The 19,953-nt window shown below is 61.3% G+C and carries 16 protein-coding genes and 1 tRNA gene; 11 read left to right on the top strand and 6 right to left on the bottom strand.

Annotated features, from left to right (window positions below):
* Positions 1 to 14: 14 nt before the first annotated feature.
* The 3 genes from HAV21_RS05185 to HAV21_RS05175 are packed head-to-tail and all read left to right on the top strand — an operon-like array spanning position 15 to position 3,401.
* Complete coding sequence (locus HAV21_RS05185) at positions 15 to 1,571, top strand: circularly permuted type 2 ATP-grasp protein (protein ID WP_142939200.1); 1,557 nt, start codon at positions 15 to 17, stop codon at positions 1,569 to 1,571.
* A 55-nt stretch (positions 1,572 to 1,626) separates the two neighbouring features.
* On the top strand, positions 1,627 to 2,553 hold the full coding sequence (locus tag HAV21_RS05180; protein WP_142939199.1) for an alpha-E domain-containing protein: 927 nt from the start codon (positions 1,627 to 1,629) through the stop codon (positions 2,551 to 2,553).
* A complete protein-coding gene (locus HAV21_RS05175) occupies positions 2,550 to 3,401 on the top strand; it encodes a transglutaminase family protein (protein WP_142939198.1) in 852 nt (283 codons plus the stop codon). The genes HAV21_RS05180 and HAV21_RS05175 overlap by 4 nt, the downstream gene beginning before the upstream one ends.
* Positions 3,402 to 3,474: 73 nt before the next feature.
* Here the strand turns inward: HAV21_RS05175 and HAV21_RS05170 are convergent, their stop codons facing one another.
* Together HAV21_RS05170 and glgC are read right to left on the bottom strand one after the other, a co-directional pair.
* On the bottom strand, positions 3,475 to 4,926 hold the full coding sequence (locus tag HAV21_RS05170; RefSeq protein WP_142939197.1) for an SDR family NAD(P)-dependent oxidoreductase: 1,452 nt from the start codon (positions 4,924 to 4,926) through the stop codon (positions 3,475 to 3,477).
* A gap of 73 nt (positions 4,927 to 4,999) precedes the next feature.
* Positions 5,000 to 6,412, bottom strand: a complete 1,413-nt coding sequence (gene glgC / locus HAV21_RS05165) for a glucose-1-phosphate adenylyltransferase (RefSeq protein ID WP_347877606.1) — start codon at positions 6,410 to 6,412, stop codon at positions 5,000 to 5,002.
* Between the two features lie 93 nt (positions 6,413 to 6,505).
* Here glgC and glgA point away from each other — a divergent pair, with 93 nt between their 5' ends.
* Positions 6,506 to 7,702, top strand: coding sequence for a glycogen synthase (glgA, locus tag HAV21_RS05160; protein ID WP_166840731.1), 1,197 nt, complete (start codon positions 6,506 to 6,508; stop codon positions 7,700 to 7,702).
* Between the two features lie 116 nt (positions 7,703 to 7,818).
* Here glgA and HAV21_RS05155 read toward each other — a convergent pair whose 3' ends face one another.
* The gene (locus HAV21_RS05155; RefSeq protein WP_142939194.1) at positions 7,819 to 9,918 is read right to left on the bottom strand and encodes an acyl-CoA dehydrogenase; all 2,100 of its coding nucleotides are present in this window, start codon (positions 9,916 to 9,918) and stop codon (positions 7,819 to 7,821) included.
* A gap of 46 nt (positions 9,919 to 9,964) precedes the next feature.
* A complete protein-coding gene (locus HAV21_RS05150) occupies positions 9,965 to 10,753 on the bottom strand; it encodes a TetR/AcrR family transcriptional regulator (protein ID WP_166840729.1) in 789 nt (262 codons plus the stop codon).
* Between HAV21_RS05150 and HAV21_RS05145 the strand changes: the two genes are divergently transcribed.
* The 3 genes from HAV21_RS05145 to HAV21_RS05135 are packed head-to-tail and all read left to right on the top strand — an operon-like array spanning position 10,752 to position 14,391.
* Entirely contained in the window at positions 10,752 to 12,104 is a 1,353-nt protein-coding gene (locus tag HAV21_RS05145) for an acetyl-CoA C-acetyltransferase (protein WP_142939192.1), read from the top strand. The genes HAV21_RS05150 and HAV21_RS05145 overlap by 2 nt on opposite strands.
* Before the next feature lie 11 nt (positions 12,105 to 12,115).
* Complete coding sequence (locus HAV21_RS05140; protein ID WP_166840727.1) at positions 12,116 to 13,468, top strand: 3-oxoacyl-ACP reductase; 1,353 nt, start codon at positions 12,116 to 12,118, stop codon at positions 13,466 to 13,468.
* Entirely contained in the window at positions 13,465 to 14,391 is a 927-nt protein-coding gene (locus tag HAV21_RS05135; protein WP_166840725.1) for a MaoC/PaaZ C-terminal domain-containing protein, read from the top strand. The genes HAV21_RS05140 and HAV21_RS05135 overlap by 4 nt, the downstream gene beginning before the upstream one ends.
* A gap of 186 nt (positions 14,392 to 14,577) precedes the next feature.
* Here HAV21_RS05135 and HAV21_RS05130 read toward each other — a convergent pair.
* A tRNA-Leu gene (locus HAV21_RS05130) sits at positions 14,578 to 14,663 on the bottom strand.
* A gap of 269 nt (positions 14,664 to 14,932) precedes the next feature.
* Here HAV21_RS05130 and HAV21_RS05125 point away from each other — a divergent pair.
* The gene (locus tag HAV21_RS05125; protein ID WP_142939189.1) at positions 14,933 to 16,237 is read left to right on the top strand and encodes a M20/M25/M40 family metallo-hydrolase; all 1,305 of its coding nucleotides are present in this window, start codon (positions 14,933 to 14,935) and stop codon (positions 16,235 to 16,237) included.
* Between the two features lie 16 nt (positions 16,238 to 16,253).
* Complete coding sequence (locus tag HAV21_RS05120) at positions 16,254 to 17,414, top strand: acyl-CoA dehydrogenase family protein (protein ID WP_142939188.1); 1,161 nt, start codon at positions 16,254 to 16,256, stop codon at positions 17,412 to 17,414.
* A 32-nt stretch (positions 17,415 to 17,446) separates the two neighbouring features.
* Here the strand turns inward: HAV21_RS05120 and HAV21_RS05115 are convergent, their stop codons facing one another.
* Positions 17,447 to 17,680: a DUF5703 family protein gene (locus HAV21_RS05115; protein WP_011774832.1), complete on the bottom strand. Its 234-nt coding sequence runs from the start codon at positions 17,678 to 17,680 to the stop codon at positions 17,447 to 17,449.
* 39 nt (positions 17,681 to 17,719) lie between these two features.
* Between HAV21_RS05115 and HAV21_RS05110 the strand changes: the two genes are divergently transcribed.
* Positions 17,720 to 17,977 carry a hypothetical protein gene (locus HAV21_RS05110; RefSeq protein WP_142939187.1) on the top strand — a complete coding sequence of 86 codons (258 nt, stop codon included), beginning with the start codon at positions 17,720 to 17,722 and terminating at the stop codon, positions 17,975 to 17,977.
* Positions 17,978 to 18,244: 267 nt separating this feature from the next.
* Positions 18,245 to 19,924: a sugar transferase gene (locus tag HAV21_RS05105; protein WP_166840723.1), complete on the top strand. Its 1,680-nt coding sequence runs from the start codon at positions 18,245 to 18,247 to the stop codon at positions 19,922 to 19,924.
* The last annotated feature ends 29 nt before the right edge of the window (positions 19,925 to 19,953 follow it).

Raw genomic sequence — 19,953 nt, 5'->3', positions numbered from 1 at the left:
ATTACCTGAATCCCATGTCTGACCTATTCCAGGATTACTCCGAGGCTGCTTCCCGCACTGGCGCCTATGACGAGATGTTTGCCCAAGGCCACGTTGCCAGAAGATCCTACGGTCAGGTTTCCGGGGCTCTCCGCGAGCTTTCCCTGGCCGATGTCACCGCCCGTGCCGACTCCATGGCGCGCACCTTCCTGGACCGTGGCGTGACATTCGACTACGCGGGGGAGGAGCGGCCGTTTCCCCTGGATATTGTCCCGCGCGTCATTCCCGCCGATGAGTGGGATGTGCTGGAGAGAGGCGTAGCCCAACGCGTCAAGGCACTTGAGGCCTTCCTCAATGACGTTTACGGACGAATGGCCGTTGTCACCGACGGCGTGATTCCCCGGCAGCTGGTGACCACCAGCGCGCACTTTCACCGCGCGGTGCACGGCTTCGAACCGTCAGGTGGCGTCCGGGTCCATGTCTCAGGGATCGACGTCGTGAGGGATGCTGCCGGAACTTTCCGCGTCCTTGAAGACAACGTCCGCGTACCTTCGGGCGTCAGCTATGTCTTGGAGAACCGGCGCGCCATGGCCAAGGGTTTGCCCGAGGCTTTCGGCCAACAGCACATCAGGCCTGTGGAGGAGTACCCCAGGCGGCTCCTCTCCGCACTGCGCAAGACCGCTCCCGCAGGCGTGGACGACCCCACCGTGGTTGTCCTGACACCGGGCGTCTTCAACAGCGCCTACTTCGAGCACACCCTCCTTGCAGGGCTCATGGGCGTCGAGCTCGTTGAAGGCAGGGACCTCATTTGCCGCGGCAACCGTGTCTACATGCGCACCACAGCCGGTGAGCAGCGCGTGGACGTGATTTATAAGCGCATCGATGACGACTTCCTGGACCCGTTGCAGTTCCGCTCGGATTCCATGCTCGGTTGCCCGGGCCTGGTCAACGCCGCACGGGCCGGAGGGGTGACTATTGCCAACGCTGTAGGCAACGGGGTGGCGGACGATAAGCTCGTGTACAGTTACGTCCCTGACTTGATCCGGTACTACCTTCACGAAGAGCCGATCATCGCCAACGTTGACACTTTCCGGCTTGAGGAAAAGGAAGCCAGGGAGCATGTTCTGGACCGCCTCGACGAACTGGTGGTCAAACCTGTGGACGGTTCCGGTGGTAAAGGCCTGGTCATCGGACCGGATGCCACGAAGGACGAGCTTGACGCTTTGCGCAAGCGCGTCATTGCCGATCCCCGCGGTTGGATCGCCCAGCCTGTCCTGCAGCTCTCCACAGTACCGACGCTCTCCGGCGACAAGTTCGGGCCGCGGCATGTGGACCTGCGTCCTTTCGCAGTCAACGACGGCGACGACGTCTGGGTCCTGCCCGGAGGCCTCACCCGGGTGGCGCTCAAAGAAGGCTCTTTGATAGTGAACTCCAGCCAGGGTGGCGGTTCCAAAGACACTTGGGTTTTGGCTGACTCGCCGCAGTTGCCGGCCGAGATTATTCCCCGCCAATCCGTCACCATACGTGAGCAGGTATCCGTGTGGCCGGTGGAAAGCAATTGGCGGGACCGCCAAACGGAGCAGCAGCAGTGAACGCGCTCCACCAACACTTGAACTTCGATCTGCACCACGCGAAGGAGGCAGTTCCATGCTGAGCCGCATTGCTGAGTCACTCTTCTGGATCGGACGCTATGTTGAGCGTGCCGACGGTACTTCCAGAATTTTGGATGTACACCTTGAGCGTTTGAACCACCTGCCCCTTGAGGAACAGAGAAGCGTCGCGCGGGAGCTCCTTGCCGTGATGGGTGCCAAGCCGCAAGGGGAAGAGTTCGGCCTCCCCGAACTCCTCCATGCGCTGGCCTATGACAAGCACAGCGCATCCTCCATAGCGGGTTCTTTGGGCGCAGCCCGTGAGAATGCACGCCGGGCCCGCGAGACTGTCTCACAGTCCCTTTGGGAAAGCCTTAACACCACTTATTACGGCCTCAATCAGCATCGCAAGGACGTTGTAGGAACCTACCGCTTCTGCAATTGGGTTTTGGAGCGCACCGCCATGGTCCGCGGGCTCGCGGACACCACGGTCAGCCACGATGAGAGCTGGTTGTTCATGGTGCTCGGCCGCTCACTGGAACGCGCCGATATGACGGCCCGCATGTTGTCCACGCGCGATGTCCAATCCGCTGGGATGTCATGGGTCAACATGCTCCGGTGTGCGGGAGCGTATGAGTCGTTCATCCGGACCCGCAGGGCTGCATTCGGGGACCAGCACGCGGCAGAATTCCTGCTCCTGGACCGATTGTTCCCGCGTTCGATTGTGTATGCCTTGCGTGATGCCGATGATTGCCTGGCCAAGTTGGATCCTTCGGCGCAGCGCGTCGGGTTCATCAACGATGCCCGACGGATCGTGGGCCAGGCCCGCACCTTCCTGGAGTTCCACCGCACGGACGATCTCATGTCCGAACTGCCCGAGCACATGGAACGTGTGCAGAAGGCAGTGACTCAAGCGTCGGACGCAATTTCCCGTAAGTACTTCAATCAGGCTGACGAGCACGCCTGGGTGGGAGAAGTTTCATGACCCGGCTGAGCATCGTTCACAAAACCGCCTACAAGTACAACCGACGCGTGACCTTGTCCTATAACGAGGCCCGCATGACCCCGCTGACCGACGGTCAACAAGTGGTCCTGGAGGCGTCGCTGAAAGTTTCACCCCATCAGGCATCCGTCAGCACCTACCGTGACTATTGGGGAACGCGTGTCACCGCGTTCGATATGCAAATGCCGCACGAAAGCCTTGAAGTCCTCGCTACAGCCACTGTTGAGGTGCACCGCACGGAACGGGTGGCAACCGAGGATGACATCGTGGGATGGGACGTCATAGCCTCGGAGAAGGTCCAGGACGAGTTCAGCGACTGGCTGCCTCAGTCCCGTCTTAGCGGGCCAGGCGAGGAAGTCCTGGGGATCATTCCCGACGTTGTGCGGGGAAAGAACCCCCATGAGGCCGCTCTCGCAGTGTTCGCGTGGATGGCCGGTGAGATGACGTATATGAAGGGCACTACCGGCGTCACCACGAATGCCGAACAGGCCTGGTCCCAACGCCAGGGCGTGTGCCAGGACCTGGCACACCTGGCGATCGGTGCCTTACGCTGCAGCGGCATTCCGGCGCGGTACGTCTCCGGCTATATCCACCCCCGGTCCTCGGCGGACATCGGCGAAACCGTAGCCGGCCAATCACACGCCTGGCTGGAATGGTGGGATGGAGAATGGCGCAGTTGGGACCCCACCAACCACAAGCCTGCAGGGGATTACCACGTCACAGTGGCACGCGGCCGTGACTACCGGGACGTTCCGCCCTTGAAGGGCATCTTGTCAGGGGGAGGCGGTTCGGGACTCTCTGTATCCGTGGAGATTACCCGCCTCGCCTAGGAGTTTATGTACAGACAAGGCCCTTAAGAGTCGCTCTTAAGGGCCTTGTCTGTACTCAAAATTTAACGTCTTTCTACCAAGGAGACGGCTTGTAGTCCTTGAGGAAGACCCCGTACTGGTCCTCGCCCTTTTCACCCATCACGATGGGATCGTAGACACGCGCAGCACCGTCCACCAGGTCCAAAGGAGCATGGAACCCTTCCTCCATGAGCCGGACCTTCGTGTAGTGCGGCCGTTCGTCAGTGATCCATCCGGTATCTACCGCGGTCATGAGGATGCCATCGGAATCCAGCATTTCCTGTGCGCTGGTCCGGGTCATCATGTTCAACGCAGCCTTGGCCATGTTGGTGTGAGGGTGTCCCGGGCCTTTGTAGGCGCGGGAGAACTGGCCCTCCATGGCAGAGACGTTAACGATGTACTTCCTGTGGGCTGTGGACCGTTTCATGGCGTCCCTGAGACGGCTGACCAGCAAGAAGGGCGCCGTAACGTTGCACAACTGGACCTCGAGCATCTCCAAGGGATCCACCTCGTCCACCACCTGGGTCCAGCTGTTGATGGCGGCGAGGTCCGGAACCAGGCCGCCGGCGTCGATCGCTGTTCCCGATTCAATGCGTTCCAGAGATGCTGATCCCGTGGAGAGCGCCAGAGAGGTGATCGCATCGCCGGCCAGCACCGGGTGTTCGGTGACGCTGCTGGCGAGGGCAAGCGGGTGCTTGTCATGTGCGTGCCCGAAGGTCACCAGCTCGGGCCCACCGTTGGCAACTTCAAGCGCCGCCGGCAAGGGCTCGTCTTCTGCATCGACCAAGGGCTTGTACGCATTGCCCGAGCGTCGCACGGTCTGAGCTGCATTGTTGATGATAATGTCCAGCGGGCCGGCTTCATTAAGAGAGTCGGTCAGAGCCATCACTTGTGCCGGGTCACGGAGATCGATGCCCACAATCCGGAGCCGGTGCAACCATTCGCCGCTGTCTTCCATGGCAGCGAATCGACGCGCAGCGTCCTTGGGAAAGCGGGTGGTGATGGTGGTGTGGGCGCCGTCCCTGAGCAGGCGCAAGGCAATGTACATGCCGATCTTGGCGCGCCCGCCGGTCAACAATGCGCGCCGTCCCGTGAGATCAGTGCGGGCATCGCGCTTGCTGTGGCTGAAAGCCGCGCATTCGGGGCAAAGCTGGTGGTAGAACGCGTCAACCTGCGTGTAGTGCTTTTTGCAGATGTAGCAGGGGCGGGAGCGAATGAGGTGCCCTGCAATTTCCCCGGTGGTGGAAGGGGCCAGCTTGTTTCCGCGGGTTTCGTCGTCGATGCGGTCCGGGGCGGCGGTAGCAGTGAGGGCAATGACAGCCCTGTCTGCTTCCGCGATGGAGTCGCGCTTGGTGACGCGCCGGTGCCGTTTGACGGCTTTGAACATCTTGCCGGTGGCACGGCGGACAGCAACGTAGTCCGGGTGCTCTTCGTCGTAGACGTGGATCGTGGTCAGAACCTTGAGGCAGGCCTGGATCTCTTCAGGCGTCAGATCGGTGGAGCTCATTGACCTGATTTTACAGCCTTGGGAGCCAGTGGCCTGCCTCGGGTTCTGTGGGTGCCGGCGGTGCGCCTACGGGCTAATGCGACGCACCCTGCGCAGCGGCGTCCGCTACGCGTGATTGGATGCCGGCTGCCACCTTTTCCGCTGAGTCGCGGATATCGGGATCGTCATGCGTGGCCGCTTTGACCGCTTCCGGCAACCCACGCCGATGCTGTGCGGACAACGCAAGTTCGGCTTCACCGGGCTCGGGGACAACCTGACCCTTTGCCAGCACGGTAATGCCGGATTCGGTGACCTTGTAGCCTCGGGCCTTATCCAAGGCGGGGTCCAGGCCGATGGCCGCGCCCGCAGGCACCTTGACGTTTTTGTCCAGGATTGCCCTCTTGATGACGGCGCCCTCGCCCACACGGACCTTATCCATGAGCACGGAGTCCTGGACCCGGCTGCCGGCAGCCACATAGGCGTCGTTGGAGAGGACGGATCCCTCAACGATTCCGCCGGAAACCACCACGCCGCTGGCAACGATGGAATCCAGGGCTGTTCCCACTGTGTTGTTCTCACCACGGACAAACTTCGCTGGCGGCGAGATGCTCTGGCGCGTGTAGATCGGCCACTCGGAGTTATAGAGGTTGAAGATCGGCACGGGGGAGATCAGGTCCATATGAGCGTCGTAGAACGAGTCAATGGTACCGACGTCGCGCCAGTAGGTCCGGTCGCGGTCGGTGGCACCGGGAATGTCGTTAAGGGTGAAGTCATAGACGCCGGCTTCTCCCTGGTCCACGAAGTAAGGAATGATGTCGCCACCCATATCGTGCTTGGTATCGAGGCGTTCCGCGTCCACATGCAGCGCTTCAACGAGGGCGTCTGCGTTGAAGACGTAGTTGCCCATGGAGGCCAGGAACTGCGTGGGGTCGGCTGCCAGCCCGGGGGTGCTGGCCGGCTTTTCCACGAACGCGGCGATCTTCCGGGGATCGTTCTGGTCTACCTCGATCACGCCGAACTGGTTGGCCATGTTCAGCGGTTGCCGTACTGCAGCAACCGTGGCTTTGGCGCCGCTGGCAATGTGTTGCTCCACCATTTGGGAGAAATCCATGCGGTACACGTGGTCAGCGCCGACCACTACCACGATGTCCGGGGCGTCATCGTGGATGAGGTTCAGCGACTGATAAATTGCATTGGCACTGCCAAGGAACCAACTTTTGCCCACGCGCTGCTGCGCCGGTACAGATGCCACATAGCGGCCCAGCTGCGTTGACATGCGCCAGGTTTCCGAGATGTGCCGGTCGAGGCTGTGCGATTTGTACTGCGTCAGCACGACGATTTTCAAATATCCCGAATTAACGAGATTGGACAGTGCAAAGTCAATTAACCTGTAGCCGCCTGCGAACGGAACGGCTGGTTTGGCCCGATCCGCCGTTAGCGGCATGAGTCGGTTGCCTTCCCCGCCTGCCAATACGATTGCCAAAACTTTCTTCAACGCCATGGTCACAGCTCCCCGTACGTCTTCGTATCCCCCAAAAGTCCGATTTTCCGGACTCTTTCACACTAGAACACATACGCCGGAACGACTACGTTGGTTAGCGTGCGAATAGACATTGTGACTAAAGAATTCCCTCCGGAAATTTATGGCGGTGCCGGTGTCCACGTTGCCGAGCTCAGCCGGGTGCTGGCAAAGCACGTCGACCTTCATGTTCGGGCGTTCGGCGCGCCCCGTGACACCGACTATCACGGGGCTTCGGTGGCGTCCTACGCCACACCCGAAGACCTCGGCGATGCCAACGCTGCCATCCAGACCCTCGGCGTCGACTTGAGGATCGTTCCGGATATTGCGGGGGCGGACCTTGTCCACTCGCACACCTGGTACGCCAACATGGCTGGACACCTCGCCTCGCTGCTCCATGGCATTCCGCACGTACTCAGCGCTCACAGCCTGGAGCCGCTGCGTCCGTGGAAGGCCGAACAGCTGGGTGGCGGTTACGCCTTGTCTTCCTGGGTGGAGAAGACAGCCTATGAGGCTGCGGCGGCGATCATCGCCGTCTCCGATGGCATGCGGCAGGACATTCTGCGCAGCTACCCTGACGTGGACCCGGACAAGGTGCGCGTCGTCCATAACGGAATCGATGTCTCCCTGTGGGAACGTGATGAAGAGGACGATGCAATCCGGGCCTTGGGCATCGATCCCGCCAAGCCCAGCGTGGTCTTCGTTGGCCGCAATACACGTCAAAAGGGCGTGCCGTACCTGCTGAGAGCCGCCTCAAGCCTGCCTGACAACGTCCAGTTGGTGCTCTGCCTCGGCGCTGCGGACACTCCCGAGCTCGCTGCCGAAACCGCACGCCTCATTGAGGAACTGCAGGCCAAGCGTGAGGGCGTCATTCTCATTGAGCGGATGTTGCCGCGTAGGGAACTCATCCAGGTCCTCAGCCACGCCACGGCCTTTGCCTGCCCGTCGATCTACGAGCCCCTTGGCATCGTGAACCTCGAAGCCATGGCCTGCGGTGCCGCAGTGGTGGCCAGTGCCACGGGCGGCATTCCCGAGGTTGTCCAGCACGGCGAAACGGGCCTTCTGGTGGAACTTGAGCAGGTAACCGATGGCACGGGTACGCCGTTGGAGCCGGAAAAGTTCGTCAGCGACTTCGCCGCGGCATTGAACCAGGTTGTGGCCGATCCCGCCCGTGCCCGCGAAATGGGCATCGCAGGACGGCGCCGCGCTGAAGAGCACTTCTCCTGGGAGTCCATCACGGAAACAACGCTTGAGGTCTACCGGTCGGTTTTGCGCTAACCCTCGGCTCTGAAGAACAGCAAAACCACGACGGCGCCGTCCCCCTCAGGTGGGGACGGCGCCGTCGTGGTTTTCAATAGTTCCGCAATTGTTCACCGCTCGTAAGCGGCCTGCTGCTAGCGGCTCTTCGAGGCCTTCAGTGCCATTAGCGTCTTCTCATCCGCAGGAGCACTGCCGTTGGCTCGCTGCTCGCGGAAGTGCTCACGCGCCGCATCCTGCCGGGTTGCTTCCGCGCCGGTGGCAATGGAGGCACGCAGGTGCTCAGGACCATAGCCAAAGGCGTCCACAAGGTCCACCGCGTGCGGGCGGATCTTCACCAGCAAGCGGTTGATGTACGTGCCTACGGTACGGCCACGCTGCATCGACAACCTTCCGTTCATGAGGTACCAGGACAGATGCTTCTCGATCAGGGACAAGCCGAACAGGTCCCGGAGCCAGGTCAGGACCCGCTTGGTTCCCTCATCCTTGACCTCCGCGAGGGCCTCGGTGAAGGCTTCCCACTGCAGGAGTTCAGCATGTGCCTGGGCAGCTTCAATGAGCTCATGCTGGTGCTGGTTGAAGAGAGCAGCGGCCTGGTGTTGGGGAAGCTTGTTGGCCCCCTTCAGTGCAGCACCGACTTCTGCAACCATGGACTGGACGCGGTCAGCCAGGAGGGTTCGCTGGCCTTCCTCGTCCCGCAAAGCCAGTGCTGCCTTCTGGACTGAACCGGTATCGGCCACGAACTGGGCAACTTGCCGCAGACCCGTCCGGTGCAATGCGACACCCGCGGCTTGATCTACCACGTAGCGGGCCAGGACGCCAAAGTCGGCACTCCGGAATTCCTTGGCATAGTCGGCCAGCAACCGCTTGGCCACCAGCTGCAGCAGGACGGTGTTATCGCCTTCAAACGTGACATAAACGTCCAGGTCCGCACGAAGCGACGCAAATCGGTTCTCGATCAGGAAGCCCGCGCCGCCACACGCTTCGCGGCACTCCTGCAGGGTGTCCAAGGCATGCCAGGTACTGAGTGGCTTGAGCGCGGCCGCCAATGTCTCCAGGTCCTGACGGTCCGCGTCGGTGTCGTGGGCGCCGGAAAAGACGTCGTCGAACTTTTGCAGGAGCTGCTCGTGGGCAAAGCTGGCCGCGTAGGTAGTTGCCAACCGGGTGAACAAGCGTCGCTGGTGCCGCTGGTAGTCCAAAAGGACCTCTTCGTCGGTGCTGGACGAGGCATTGAACTGTCGACGCTCGGTGGCGTACTGGATGGCCGTTTTCAGCGCCAATTTGCTCGCGGCCACTGCGGCACCGTCAAGGGAAACGCGGCCCTGGACCAGCGTTCCAAGCATCGTGAAGAAGCGGCGTCCGGGGCTCTCAATGGTGGAGGAGTACGTGCCGTCCACAGCTACATCGCCGTAGCGGTTCAGGAGGTTGGTGCGCGGTATGCGAACCTCGGTAAAGTGCAACCGGCCGTTATCGATGCCGTTCAGGCCGCCCTTGATGCCGTCGTCCTCGCCGCCGATACCCGGGAGGAATTCTTTGGTAGCTGGATCGCGGAGCTCCACATAGAAAGCGTGGACACCGTGATTGACGTTCTTTGTGATCAGCTGGGCAAAGACCACTGCGGCAAGGCCGTCGTTTGCCGCGTTGCCGATGTAGTCCTTCCACGCCGCCCTGAAGGGGGTATTGATAATGAATTCCTGGCTGGCTTCGTCATACGTCGCCGTGGTTGCAATGCTGGCGACATCCGAGCCGTGGCCTGTTTCAGTCATGGCGAAGCAACCGGGAATCTCCAGGCTCATGATGCCCGGGAGCCACTTATCCTGATGTTCCACCGTGCCCAGGTGCATCACTGCAGAGCCGAAGAGGCCCCACTGGACGCCGGCCTTGATCTGTAGGGACGGATCAGCAGTGACGATCTCTTCGAAGCCGGCGATGTTGCCGCCGTGGTCATCCGAACCGCCCAGACGGGTGGGGAACGCGCGATGGACAGTGTTGTTGTCCACCAGGAACTTCAGCTGCTCGAACACGCGGGCGCGGTGCTCGGTGTGATGCAGGCCTTCGATCTTCTGCACCACCGGGTTCCCCGCCACCTTGCGGGCTTCGTGGCGGATATGCGCCCATTTTCCAAGGAGCTGCTCTCCGAGGGCGGCTACGTCCACCACCGGCTCGGCGCCTGGGGTGGCTTCTTCGCGGCCGGAGGGTTGCTGGGCGGATGAAGCCCGGTCCACTACTTCAGTCATGTTGCTTCCTTCTTTGGTTCCGACAACTGATGAGTCATTGCTGATGTCAGGTGGTGCTTCTAAGTTCCGGGGCGATGCCCAGGCACAGCCAGTCCGTGATCTGGGCGGCCATGGTTGCCTGATCGGGTTTGGTGCTGCCTGCGGGGCTGCCGAGCCACATTTCGCCGGCATTCCTCACGAGTCCAATAGCGGCTGTGGGCCAGTACACGATGACCGCTTCCTTGTCTCCGCCAAGGTGCTCCCGCATGGGAGTTGCGATCATGTCCGTGATTTGTTCGAAGAAGTTGCCCAGGGCGCCCGAGGCCGCGATGGCATCCTGGGCCGAAGCCTCCCCGGGAGTAAGCCGGGTGATGAAGGCGTAGACGTTAGGGCTGGATTCGGCCATCTGCAGATATGCCGACACCATGGCAAAGAGTCCCTCGCGAGGAGTTTGCGCCAGCTGGGTGGCCTCCTGCATGCGTCGCTGCATTTGCCCCAGCACTACTTCACCCATGGCTTGCTGGAGACCTGCCTTGTCCCCGAAGTAGCGGTAAAAGACTGATTTGGATGTTCCGGCGGCCCCGGCGATCTCCTCCATGGAGGCATCGCTTCCAAGACTGTGGACGGCTCTTCGCGCGGTTTTGATGAGTTCGCGCCGGCGCTCTTCACGGTGGGACTGCCACCGGGCTGCACGTCCATCCACTACCGCGTCTGCGTCCACTGCACCGGGTACTTCAACGGCAAGCTGCGGGGAGCCGGCGGCTTCGGCGGATTCTTCGTGGCGACTGTTCACGATACCCAGCGTATCAGGTACGCTGGGTATCAGTAACTGGCATTGATCGAAGGAGACAAGCATGGCTGCAGCAGACGTGACGACGAACGGGCCCTTGGAACCGGCTACCACCCCACAAGCATCGCGTTCGGCGGTCATCGTGGGCGGCAATCGCATCCCGTTCGCCCGCACCGGCGGCGCCTACGTAAAATCCTCCAATCAAGACATGCTGACCGCGGCCTTGGAAGGACTCATTGCCAGGTTCGGGCTCCAGGACGAACGCATCGGTGAGGTAGCAGCCGGGGCGGTCCTCAAACACTCAAGGGACTTCAACCTCACCCGGGAAGCTGTGCTCGGCTCTGCTTTGTCTCCGGAAACCCCCGCATACGACCTCCAACAAGCCTGTGCCACAGGTTTGGAGACAGTCCTGGGACTGTCCAACAAGATCAAGTTGGGACAGATTGATTCAGGTATCGCCGGTGGGGTGGACTCGGCATCCGATGCCCCGATTGCTGTCAGTGAAGGATTGCGTGAAATCCTGTTGGATCTGAACCGGGCAAAGACCACGGTGCAGAAACTAAAGATCATCGGCCGGATCCGGCCCAAGGATCTGGCCCCGGACGCGCCCAACACCGGAGAGCCCCGCACGGGATTGTCCATGGGTGAGCACCAGGCCCTCACAACCGCACAATGGAAAATTACCAGGGAAGCCCAGGACGAGCTTGCTTACAACAGCCACCGCAATCTGGCGGCCGCGTACGAGCGGGGCTTCTTTGATGACCTCATCACCCCGTACCGCGGCCTGAACCGGGATTCAAACCTGCGCGCGGACACCACCTTGGAGAAGCTCTCCACCCTGAAGCCCGTCTTTGGTAAGACGCTCGGCTCCGAGGCCACTATGACCGCTGGCAACTCCACACCCCTGACAGACGGCGCATCAACGGTCCTCCTGGCAACGGGGGAATGGGCGGACGCCCACGGCCTGCCCAAGCTCGCTACGGTCCTGGACGGCGAGGCGGCCGCCGTGGACTTCGTCCATGGCAAGGACGGCCTCCTCATGGCGCCGGTCTTCGCTGTGCCACGCCTCCTGGCCCGCCACGGCCTTACCTTCGAGGACATCGACTTCTTCGAAATCCATGAAGCCTTCGCCGGGACGGTGCTCAGCACCCTTGCCGCGTGGGAGGACGAAGATTTTGGCAGGACGCGTTTGGGCCTGGATGGCGCACTGGGAAAGGTGGACCGTGCCAAGCTCAACGTCAACGGATCCTCGCTAGCTGCGGGCCATCCGTTTGCCGCTACAGGTGGCAGGATCGTAGCTTCCCTTGCAAAAATGCTGCATGAGAAGGGCAGCGTAGACGGCCGCCCTGCCCGTGGCCTCATTTCCGTGTGCGCCGCCGGCGGTCAGGGTGTCGTTGCGATTCTGGAAGCAGCTTAAGGGGGAGCGCGATGACTGATAAGTACACACAGCTTGTAAGTCAGGGACTAGGGAAGGACGTGGCCAAGAAGCTCGGTCTGCCTCAACCGGTGGTTCTTCGACGCCACGAACCCGGCGCACCCCTCGTTACCGGTCCGGTCCTGGTAAGCGGCGACAGCGCCGGCGCAGATGACCTTGCCACCACAATGCTTGGATGGGGTTTGGACGTCAGGCGCAACGCGTTGCCTAAGGAAAAGCTGGGGGCTATCATCCTGGTCCTTGATGCCGTCCAGCACCCCGAGGACCTGGGCAAACCAGTACTGACCGCGGCCGCTTCCTTGCGGGACCTATCGCCCAACGGTCGTGTCATCACTATCTCCCGGACATCGCAGTCAGCCCGTAACCCGGGATCGGCTGCTGCGCGGCAGGGCATTGATGGGATGTTGCGCTCCCTTGCCAAGGAACTGCGGGCGGGCGCCACAGCCAACGGCATTCTCCTGGACGAGCACTTGGACGAGCATCTGGCAACAACCAGTCCCTCAGCACTGGGGGCGCTAAGGTTCTTCCTCTCAGGCCGATCCGCCTACGTGGACGGACAGTTCATCACCGTCCGCTCAACGTCCGGCAGCTTGCCGAACGACGCCTACAAGCCACTCGCCGGCAAAGTAGCAGTTGTTACAGGCGCGGCCCGCGGCATTGGTGCAGCAATCGCCAGAACCCTGCACCGCGACGGAGCCAAGGTGGTAGCTGTGGACATCCCGGCAGCCGGGGATCATCTGGCAGCAGTAGCCAACGAAGTACGCGGGACCGCCCTGCAGCTTGATATCAGCCGGGATGACGCAGGACACCGGATCATCGAACACGCGGTGGAACGCCATGGCCGGCTCGACATCGTGGTCCACAACGCAGGAATCACCCGTGACAGGCTGCTGGCCAACATGGACGAGGGCCGCTGGCAGTCAGTCATCGCGGTCAACATCGCCGCCCAACTGAGGATTAACGAAGCCCTTCTGGCATCGGAGCATTTCAAGGAATCACCGCGCATCGTCTCGGTTGCTTCCACCAGCGGCATCGCTGGAAATAGGGGGCAGACCAACTACGGCGCGTCCAAGGGTGGCGTCATAGGGATGGTCAGGTCCACAGCGGCCCTGATGGAACCTTTCGGCGGGACAATCAACGCCGTAGCTCCTGGTTTCATTGAAACCGAGATGACGGCAAAAATGCCCTTCGCGATCCGTGAGGCCGCCCGCAGGCTCAACTCCCTCAAGCAGGGGGGCCAGCCCCAGGATGTGGCCGAGGCCATCGCCTTCCTGGCAAGCGACGCTGCCGGCGGAATCTCCGGAGAAGTACTGCGCGTATGCGGGCAGCAACTGGTGGGAGCATGAACCATCCGCAGCCAGTTGTCCTGGGCGAACTGCCGTCCTTGTCCAAGCTGTACGTCAATGCAGCGGCCGCGGCAGCCCGCCGTCGGGTCCTTGGATCCTCCACCGGCAAGAAGCGGCTTCCAGCTGTCAGCCACGAGGTCAGGGGAGTGCGGGCCGACGTCGAGAACCTCACCGCCTACCAACATCTGCTGGGGGAGACAGCCAGTGATACCCTCCCCGCCGGCTACGTGCATGCTTTGGCATTTCCTGTGTCCATGAGCGTCATGAACCGCGAGGATTTTCCGCTGCCGCTTCTTGGCATGATCCACCTGAAAAACCGCATTGAACAGCTGGCTCCCATTCAGTTCGCCCAGGAACTGGACATCCGATCCTGGGCGCAGAATCTTGCCGGGCATAGAGCAGGAACCCAGCTGGACGTAGTTTCCGAAGTCCGTGCGGGTTCCAGCGATGATTTGCTGTGGCGGGGCGTTTCAACCTATTTGGCCAAGGGTGTCTTCCTGCCGGGTATCGACAAAGCGGGCAGTCCGAACGGTGCCTTGGATGCCAGCGATTTTGTCCCTCCGCATCCCACCGCTCTGTGGCAACTTAACCTGGACACCGGCCGAAGCTACGCCGCGGTTTCCGGCGACTTCAATCCGATCCACTTAAGTGTGCTTTCGGCGAAGGCTTTGGGGTTGCGGGGATCCATTGCCCACGGCATGTACCTGGCCTCCCGCGCGCTGGCCGACGTCGGAGCCGTCAAGGCGGACTCATTTGCCTGGAATGTCTCATTCGAAGCCCCGGTCTTCCTTCCAGCGCGGGTTGCCTTGGACATCACCACGCTGCAGGCGGATTCGGGGCATTGGGAACGCTCGGACTACGTGGCGTGGAATCCCCGCAGCGGCAGGCGGCACTTCACCGGAAGCGTTACTGCCTTGCCATGATCCACCAGCAACAACGGCGGCGGCCACCACCAGGTGCCCGCCGCCATTGTTCGTTAACGGCAACTAAAGAAACTGTTCATTAATGACAACTAAAGAAACAGTTGTGATGAAACTCGCATTGTCTCGCATGGTTGTCTTCATACAAACAAAACAAGGCCCGGAATCCATAGATTCCAGGCCTTGCGATGGTGCGCGGAGGGGGACTTGAACCCCCACCCCCTTTCGAGGACTAGCACCTCAAGCTAGCGCGTCTGCCATTCCGCCACCCGCGCAGGTGGTGTTCAGATGGTTTGTTGGGCACCTTCCGGTGCTTTACTTTCCTCCGAAGCAGCGAGAAAAACTCTAACACGGTTTCAGGTCGCTGAAAAATCGGCCCTGGTCCGGGCACGGGTGTCATCATCTCAGGCCTTTGCCACGGCGAATATTCCGGACGCCGGCAACCGCTGATGGGTAGGCTGATGGAACAAGGGACGCCAGATGCCGCGAAGACCGCAGCGTGCGTCGCCGGAACCTGCAGCCCAGCCACGCAAGGAGAGTTTCCATGTCTGTCATCCGCCCTGAAGATGAAGTTGTCCGGATCTGCCAGGAACTCATCAGGATTGACTCCTCCAACTTCGGCGACGAAACCGGCCCGGGTGAGCGGGCAGCAGCAGAGTACACGGCCGGCCTGATCACCGAAGTCGGCCTCGAAGCCGAGATTTTCGAGTCGGCCCCGGGCCGCGCGAACGTGATAACCCGCATGGCCGGGGAGGATCCTTCAGCCGACGCGCTGGTAGTTCACGGTCACTTGGACGTCGTTCCCGCCCTCAAGGATCAATGGAGCGTTGACCCCTTCAGCGGCGAACTGAAGGACGGACTGATCTGGGGGCGCGGCGCCGTAGACATGAAGGACATGGATGCCATGATCCTTTCAGTCATGCGCAACTTCGCCCGGACGGGCCGCAAGCCAAAGCGCGACATCATTTTTGCTTTCTTCGCCGACGAAGAGGCCGGCGGCACCTACGGGGCACGCTACGCCGTCGAACACCGACGTGAACTTTTCGACGGGGCCACCGAGGCGATCTCGGAAGTGGGTGGATTCTCCGCCACGATCGGTGGCCAGCGGACTTACCTGCTGCAGACCGCTGAGAAGGGATTGTCATGGTTGCGTTTGGTTGCGCATGGCAGGGCGGGCCACGGCTCTCAAATCAATACTGACAATGCTGTCACCCGGTTGGCAGGGGCCGTCACCCGGATCGGGGAATACAAGTGGCCCGTGGAACTGACACCCACCACTCGACAGTTCCTGGACGGCGTGACTGAACTGACCGGCGTCGAGTTCGACGCCGACAACCCGGACATCCTCCTCAAGGAGCTTGGTACTGTAGCTCGCTTCGTCGGCGCCACCCTTCAGAACACTTCCAATCCCACGTACCTGCGCTCCGGTTACAAGCACAACGTCATCCCGGAGTCAGCCGAGGCGTTCGTTGACTGCCGCACGCTGCCGGGCCAGCAGGAGTTGGTGTTCGAGACCATCAAGGAACTCGCCGGCGACGGCATCGACATCAGCTATGTCAACAAGGATGTTTCCTTGGAAGTGCCCTTTGCAGGGAACCTGGTGGATTCCATGATCGATGCCCTGCACACTGAAGATCCGGGCGCGAAAGTCCTTCCCTACACACTCTCAGGGGGCACCGACAATAAGTCGTTGAGCAAGATTGGTATCACCGGTTATGGTTTCGCCCCGCTGATGCTGCCCGACGAGCTCGACTTTACGGGAATGTTCCACGGGGTTGACGAGCGCGTGCCGGCCGAGTCCCTCCAGTTCGGCGCACGGGTCCTGAACACCCTGCTAAGCAACTACTAACGAGGAGGTCCCCGCCGTGAGTCCCGAAGAAATCCTTCCCGACGAACTGCTTGAACGGCTCCGTGGCCGCGCGGCAGGCTACGACGACAACAACCAGTTCTTCCACGAAGACCTTGATGAACTGGCCGCTGCCGGTTACCTCAAGCTGTTCGTGCCAGAGGCCGACGGCGGTTTTGGGCTCGGGCTCGAAGCGGTGGCTGCGTTGCAGCAGCGTCTCGCCACGGCCGCGCCCGCAACGGCATTGGCCGTCAATATGCACCTGGTCTGGACCGGAGTCGCGCAGGTCATGACCGCGCGCGGGGACACGTCATTGGATTTCGTGTTGAAGGAGGCGGGGCAGGGTGAGATTTTTGCGTTCGGCATTTCCGAGGCCGGCAACGACTCCATGCTGTTCGATTCCGGCACGGTTGCCGAGCCGCTGCCGGACGGAAGTTACCGGTTCACGGGCAGGAAGATCTTTACCAGCCTCTCCCGTGGCTGGACCCGGCTGGGAACCTTCGGCAAGGATGCCGACGCCCGGGACGGTGCAGGGGAGCTGGTCTTCGGCTTTCTCAGGCGAGATGAGCCGGGCCACGAAACACTGAGCGACTGGGACACCCTGGGAATGCGTGCCAGCGCGTCCAACACCACCCTCCTGCACGGTGCTGTTGTTCCGCCGGAGCGGATCTTCCGCAAACTGCCGGTGGGTCCCGGTAAGGACCTGCTGTTCTTCGCGATTTTCGCGTGCTTTGAGACGTTGCTCGCCGCTGTGTATACCGGTGTTGCCGAGCGTGCGTTCACCCTTGGGGTAGCGAACGTCAAGCGCAGGGTTTCGGCGAAGCACGGTGGCCGGAGCTACGCCCAGGATCCCGATATCCGTTGGAAGGTGGCCGATGCCGCCTTGGCGATGGACGGCATTTCCCCGCAAATCTCGTCCCTGGCCAGGGATGTGGACAACCTGGTGGACCACGGAGCCCAGTGGTTCCCCAAACTTGTGGGACTCAAGTCCCGGGCAACGGAAAACGCACGCCACGTGGTGGATTTGGCCATTCGGGTGACAGGAGGATCAAGCTACTTCCGCGGTTCCGAGATGGAGCGCCTTTACAGGGATGTCCTGGCGGGAATCTTCCATCCTTCCAACGACGAATCCGCCCATAACACTGTGGCAAATGCATGGTTGGGGCCGCTGGAGGACTAGCTGCATCAACCCGGCCGGTGGTGTCGCAGGGTTCAGACGGTTCGCTGCACGGAGTAGACCTTCCGGCGAAGCCAGAAGCGCCGCCCGCCTCCCAGGTAAAGCACGCTGCGTTCGAGTTCCCACTTGCCGTATTCGGAATGTTCGGCCAGCCGGCGCCGGGCGTCCGGCAACGAATCGTCAGGCCCCACCGTCAGAACGAGGTATTCGTACTGACGTGCATAGTCTCGTTGGCGCTCTACGGAGCTGCCTGGAAATTGTTCTCTCATCCCTCTCCATTTTCGTCTTTTTCCGGCTAACGTGAAGTCATGAGCATCGATCCGCGTGTCGCGCTTCAATCACTGACCGCCGCCCTGGAAGAACATCTGGCCGCCGCATCGGCTCGGAGAGGTGAAGGTGACCCCAACGTTGAGTCGGCCTTTTTCGCCGTCGCTGATGCCTTTGAGGTCTATGAAGATGCGCTGTACGAGGCCTACTCCGAGGTTACTCCGCTGCAGGTCTTCGATGACGAGGATGAAGAAGACGACGATGTCCTGGACGAAGATTTGGAAATCGTGGAGGACTGAACACCCTCATGAACCGGCCACCTTGGGTGGCCGGTTTTTTTATGCCCCTCCCGGCGTCAAAAGATCCCACTCCCGCCTGGATTTCTGCCGTTCGCGCCACAGGGAATGACACCAAAAACACGTAGTCCCGTCCTCCCCGGATAGGTACTCGCACGTAGGCGTGATGGGTAATACTGCGCAAACTTGAGTACCGACTACTGGTGCGTCACCACAGAGCCGCCGCTTCACTGATATGTAGGCAATGGCAGGTCTGCGAAGAAGGCTGACATGGTGAAAGTTCCAGTCTTGCGTACGGGCAAGGTAGCGGCACCCCAAGGTGCGGACCGTGCCTCAGCGCATTCAGTCTTTCCAGCAAAAACTGCCATCGTCGACGTCAATCCGCCGGCGTCTCCCTGGATTGACAAGTCCGTTGCTGCACAACGGGCTGAAAAGGCGGGACTGGCGGCACCAAGGTCCGAGGTCACCCTGGATTTCGTGCCGCCAGTCACCCGCAGAGCGCCGAAAGATAAGTCCACCGCCCGGGGCGGTGACGATTGGGCGCACTCGCTTACCAACAGTCTCCGCATGACAGACACCGCGTTGGTCGCTGCTGCGGTCTTCGCCGGCTTTGTTCTCAACACCGATGGCCTGTCCCTTTCCGCCCAAAGCCCTGGCTACTCACGGCACCTGGTGTTGGGGCTGATACTTGGACTCCTTTGGTTGGGTTCGCTGGAGGTCTACCGCACCCGCGATCCTAAGGTCCTTGGCGTTGGGCCGGAGGAATACAAGCGCGTTCTGTCAGCCAGTTTCCGCGTCTTTGGTTTCCTGGGCATTGTGGCCGTGGTTTTCCGTATTGATGCCGTGAGTTCATTTGTCATCGTTTCCTTGCCGCTTGGCCTGGTGGCGCTCACCGGCAGCAGGTGGAGTTTCCGCCGATGGCTGAGTCACGAGAAGTCCCGTGGACGCTGCCTTTCCCGTGCAATCGTTGTTGGCGAACCCCAGGATGTCCGGTACGTCATCAAACAGATCAACCGAAAGTCCGGCACCGCCTACGACATCCTCGGAGCATGCCTCCCGGGCGCCCGTCGCGGTGCGGTCCTGAAGGTTGACGAACGTCGCGTCCCCGTCCTGTCATCGATCTACGGTATTGCCGACACCGTCCGGCAGACAGGTGCCAACGCGGTCATTGTGGCTGGCCCCGTGCCCGGGGGAAACCAATTCATTCAGGAGCTCGGATGGCGGCTGGAGGAAAACGCGGCAGAACTTGTCCTCGCGGCCGCCCTGACCAACGTAGCCGGCCCCCGCATCCACTGGCGGCCTGTGGAGGGACTTCCACTGATGCACGTGGACATCCCGCACTACTCCGGGGGGAAGCACACTCTGAAGAGGTTGATGGACATTACGGTTTCGGCGTCGGCATTGCTGGTCCTGTTACCGGTCCTGCTGCTCCTGGCCGCCATAGTTAACCACGACAGCCCCGGGCCCGTCCTTTTTCGCCAGGAGCGGGTTGGCCGGCGTGGCAGCACCTTCCACATGCTCAAGTTCCGGTCCATGGTGGTGGACGCCGAATCCCGCTTGGAGGAGCTCAATACCCAGGACGAGGGCGCGGGCGTCCTGTTCAAGATCCGCGGGGATCCGCGTATCACCCGGTGCGGGCGTTGGATGCGTAAGTATTCCCTGGATGAACTGCCACAGTTCTGGAATGTCCTGGTGGGCAATATGAGCCTGGTGGGGCCCCGGCCGCCGCTGGCCAAGGAGGTGAGCGGCTATGAACGTCATACACACCGCCGGCTCCTCATCAAACCCGGCATCACGGGCCTGTGGCAGATCAACGGGCGATCCGACCTTCCATGGGACGAGGCCGTTCGACTGGACCTCTACTACGTGGAGAACTGGTCCATAGCGGGAGACCTGATGATCATGTGGCGGACTTTCAGGGCAATGATCCAACCGACCGGAGCCTACTAGCCAAGAGCTGACCAACACCAAACGAATCG

Source organism: Paenarthrobacter sp. MSM-2-10-13 (genome assembly GCF_011605365.1).
Lineage (GTDB): Bacteria > Actinomycetota > Actinomycetes > Actinomycetales > Micrococcaceae > Arthrobacter.
Note: the sequence above shows the minus strand (reverse complement) of the source record. Positions and strands in the feature narration are given on the sequence as shown.

What these genes read in the sequence shown, in the direction of transcription:
- HAV21_RS05105 (WP_166840723.1), top strand. Translation starts at nt 18,245, where the DNA reads ATGGTGAAAGTTCCAGTCTTGCGTACGGGCAAGGTAGCGGCACCCCAA.
- HAV21_RS05135 (WP_166840725.1), top strand. Translation starts at nt 13,465, where the DNA reads ATGAACCATCCGCAGCCAGTTGTCCTGGGCGAACTGCCGTCCTTGTCC.
- HAV21_RS05140 (WP_166840727.1), top strand. Translation starts at nt 12,116, where the DNA reads ATGACTGATAAGTACACACAGCTTGTAAGTCAGGGACTAGGGAAGGAC.
- HAV21_RS05150 (WP_166840729.1), bottom strand. Translation starts at nt 10,753, where the DNA reads ATGCTTGTCTCCTTCGATCAATGCCAGTTACTGATACCCAGCGTACCT.
- HAV21_RS05145 (WP_142939192.1), top strand. Translation starts at nt 10,752, where the DNA reads ATGGCTGCAGCAGACGTGACGACGAACGGGCCCTTGGAACCGGCTACC.
- HAV21_RS05125 (WP_142939189.1), top strand. Translation starts at nt 14,933, where the DNA reads ATGTCTGTCATCCGCCCTGAAGATGAAGTTGTCCGGATCTGCCAGGAA.
- HAV21_RS05110 (WP_142939187.1), top strand. Translation starts at nt 17,720, where the DNA reads ATGAGCATCGATCCGCGTGTCGCGCTTCAATCACTGACCGCCGCCCTG.
- HAV21_RS05180 (WP_142939199.1), top strand. Translation starts at nt 1,627, where the DNA reads ATGCTGAGCCGCATTGCTGAGTCACTCTTCTGGATCGGACGCTATGTT.
- HAV21_RS05170 (WP_142939197.1), bottom strand. Translation starts at nt 4,926, where the DNA reads ATGAGCTCCACCGATCTGACGCCTGAAGAGATCCAGGCCTGCCTCAAG.
- HAV21_RS05175 (WP_142939198.1), top strand. Translation starts at nt 2,550, where the DNA reads ATGACCCGGCTGAGCATCGTTCACAAAACCGCCTACAAGTACAACCGA.
- HAV21_RS05115 (WP_011774832.1), bottom strand. Translation starts at nt 17,680, where the DNA reads ATGAGAGAACAATTTCCAGGCAGCTCCGTAGAGCGCCAACGAGACTAT.
- HAV21_RS05155 (WP_142939194.1), bottom strand. Translation starts at nt 9,918, where the DNA reads ATGACTGAAGTAGTGGACCGGGCTTCATCCGCCCAGCAACCCTCCGGC.
- HAV21_RS05185 (WP_142939200.1), top strand. Translation starts at nt 15, where the DNA reads ATGTCTGACCTATTCCAGGATTACTCCGAGGCTGCTTCCCGCACTGGC.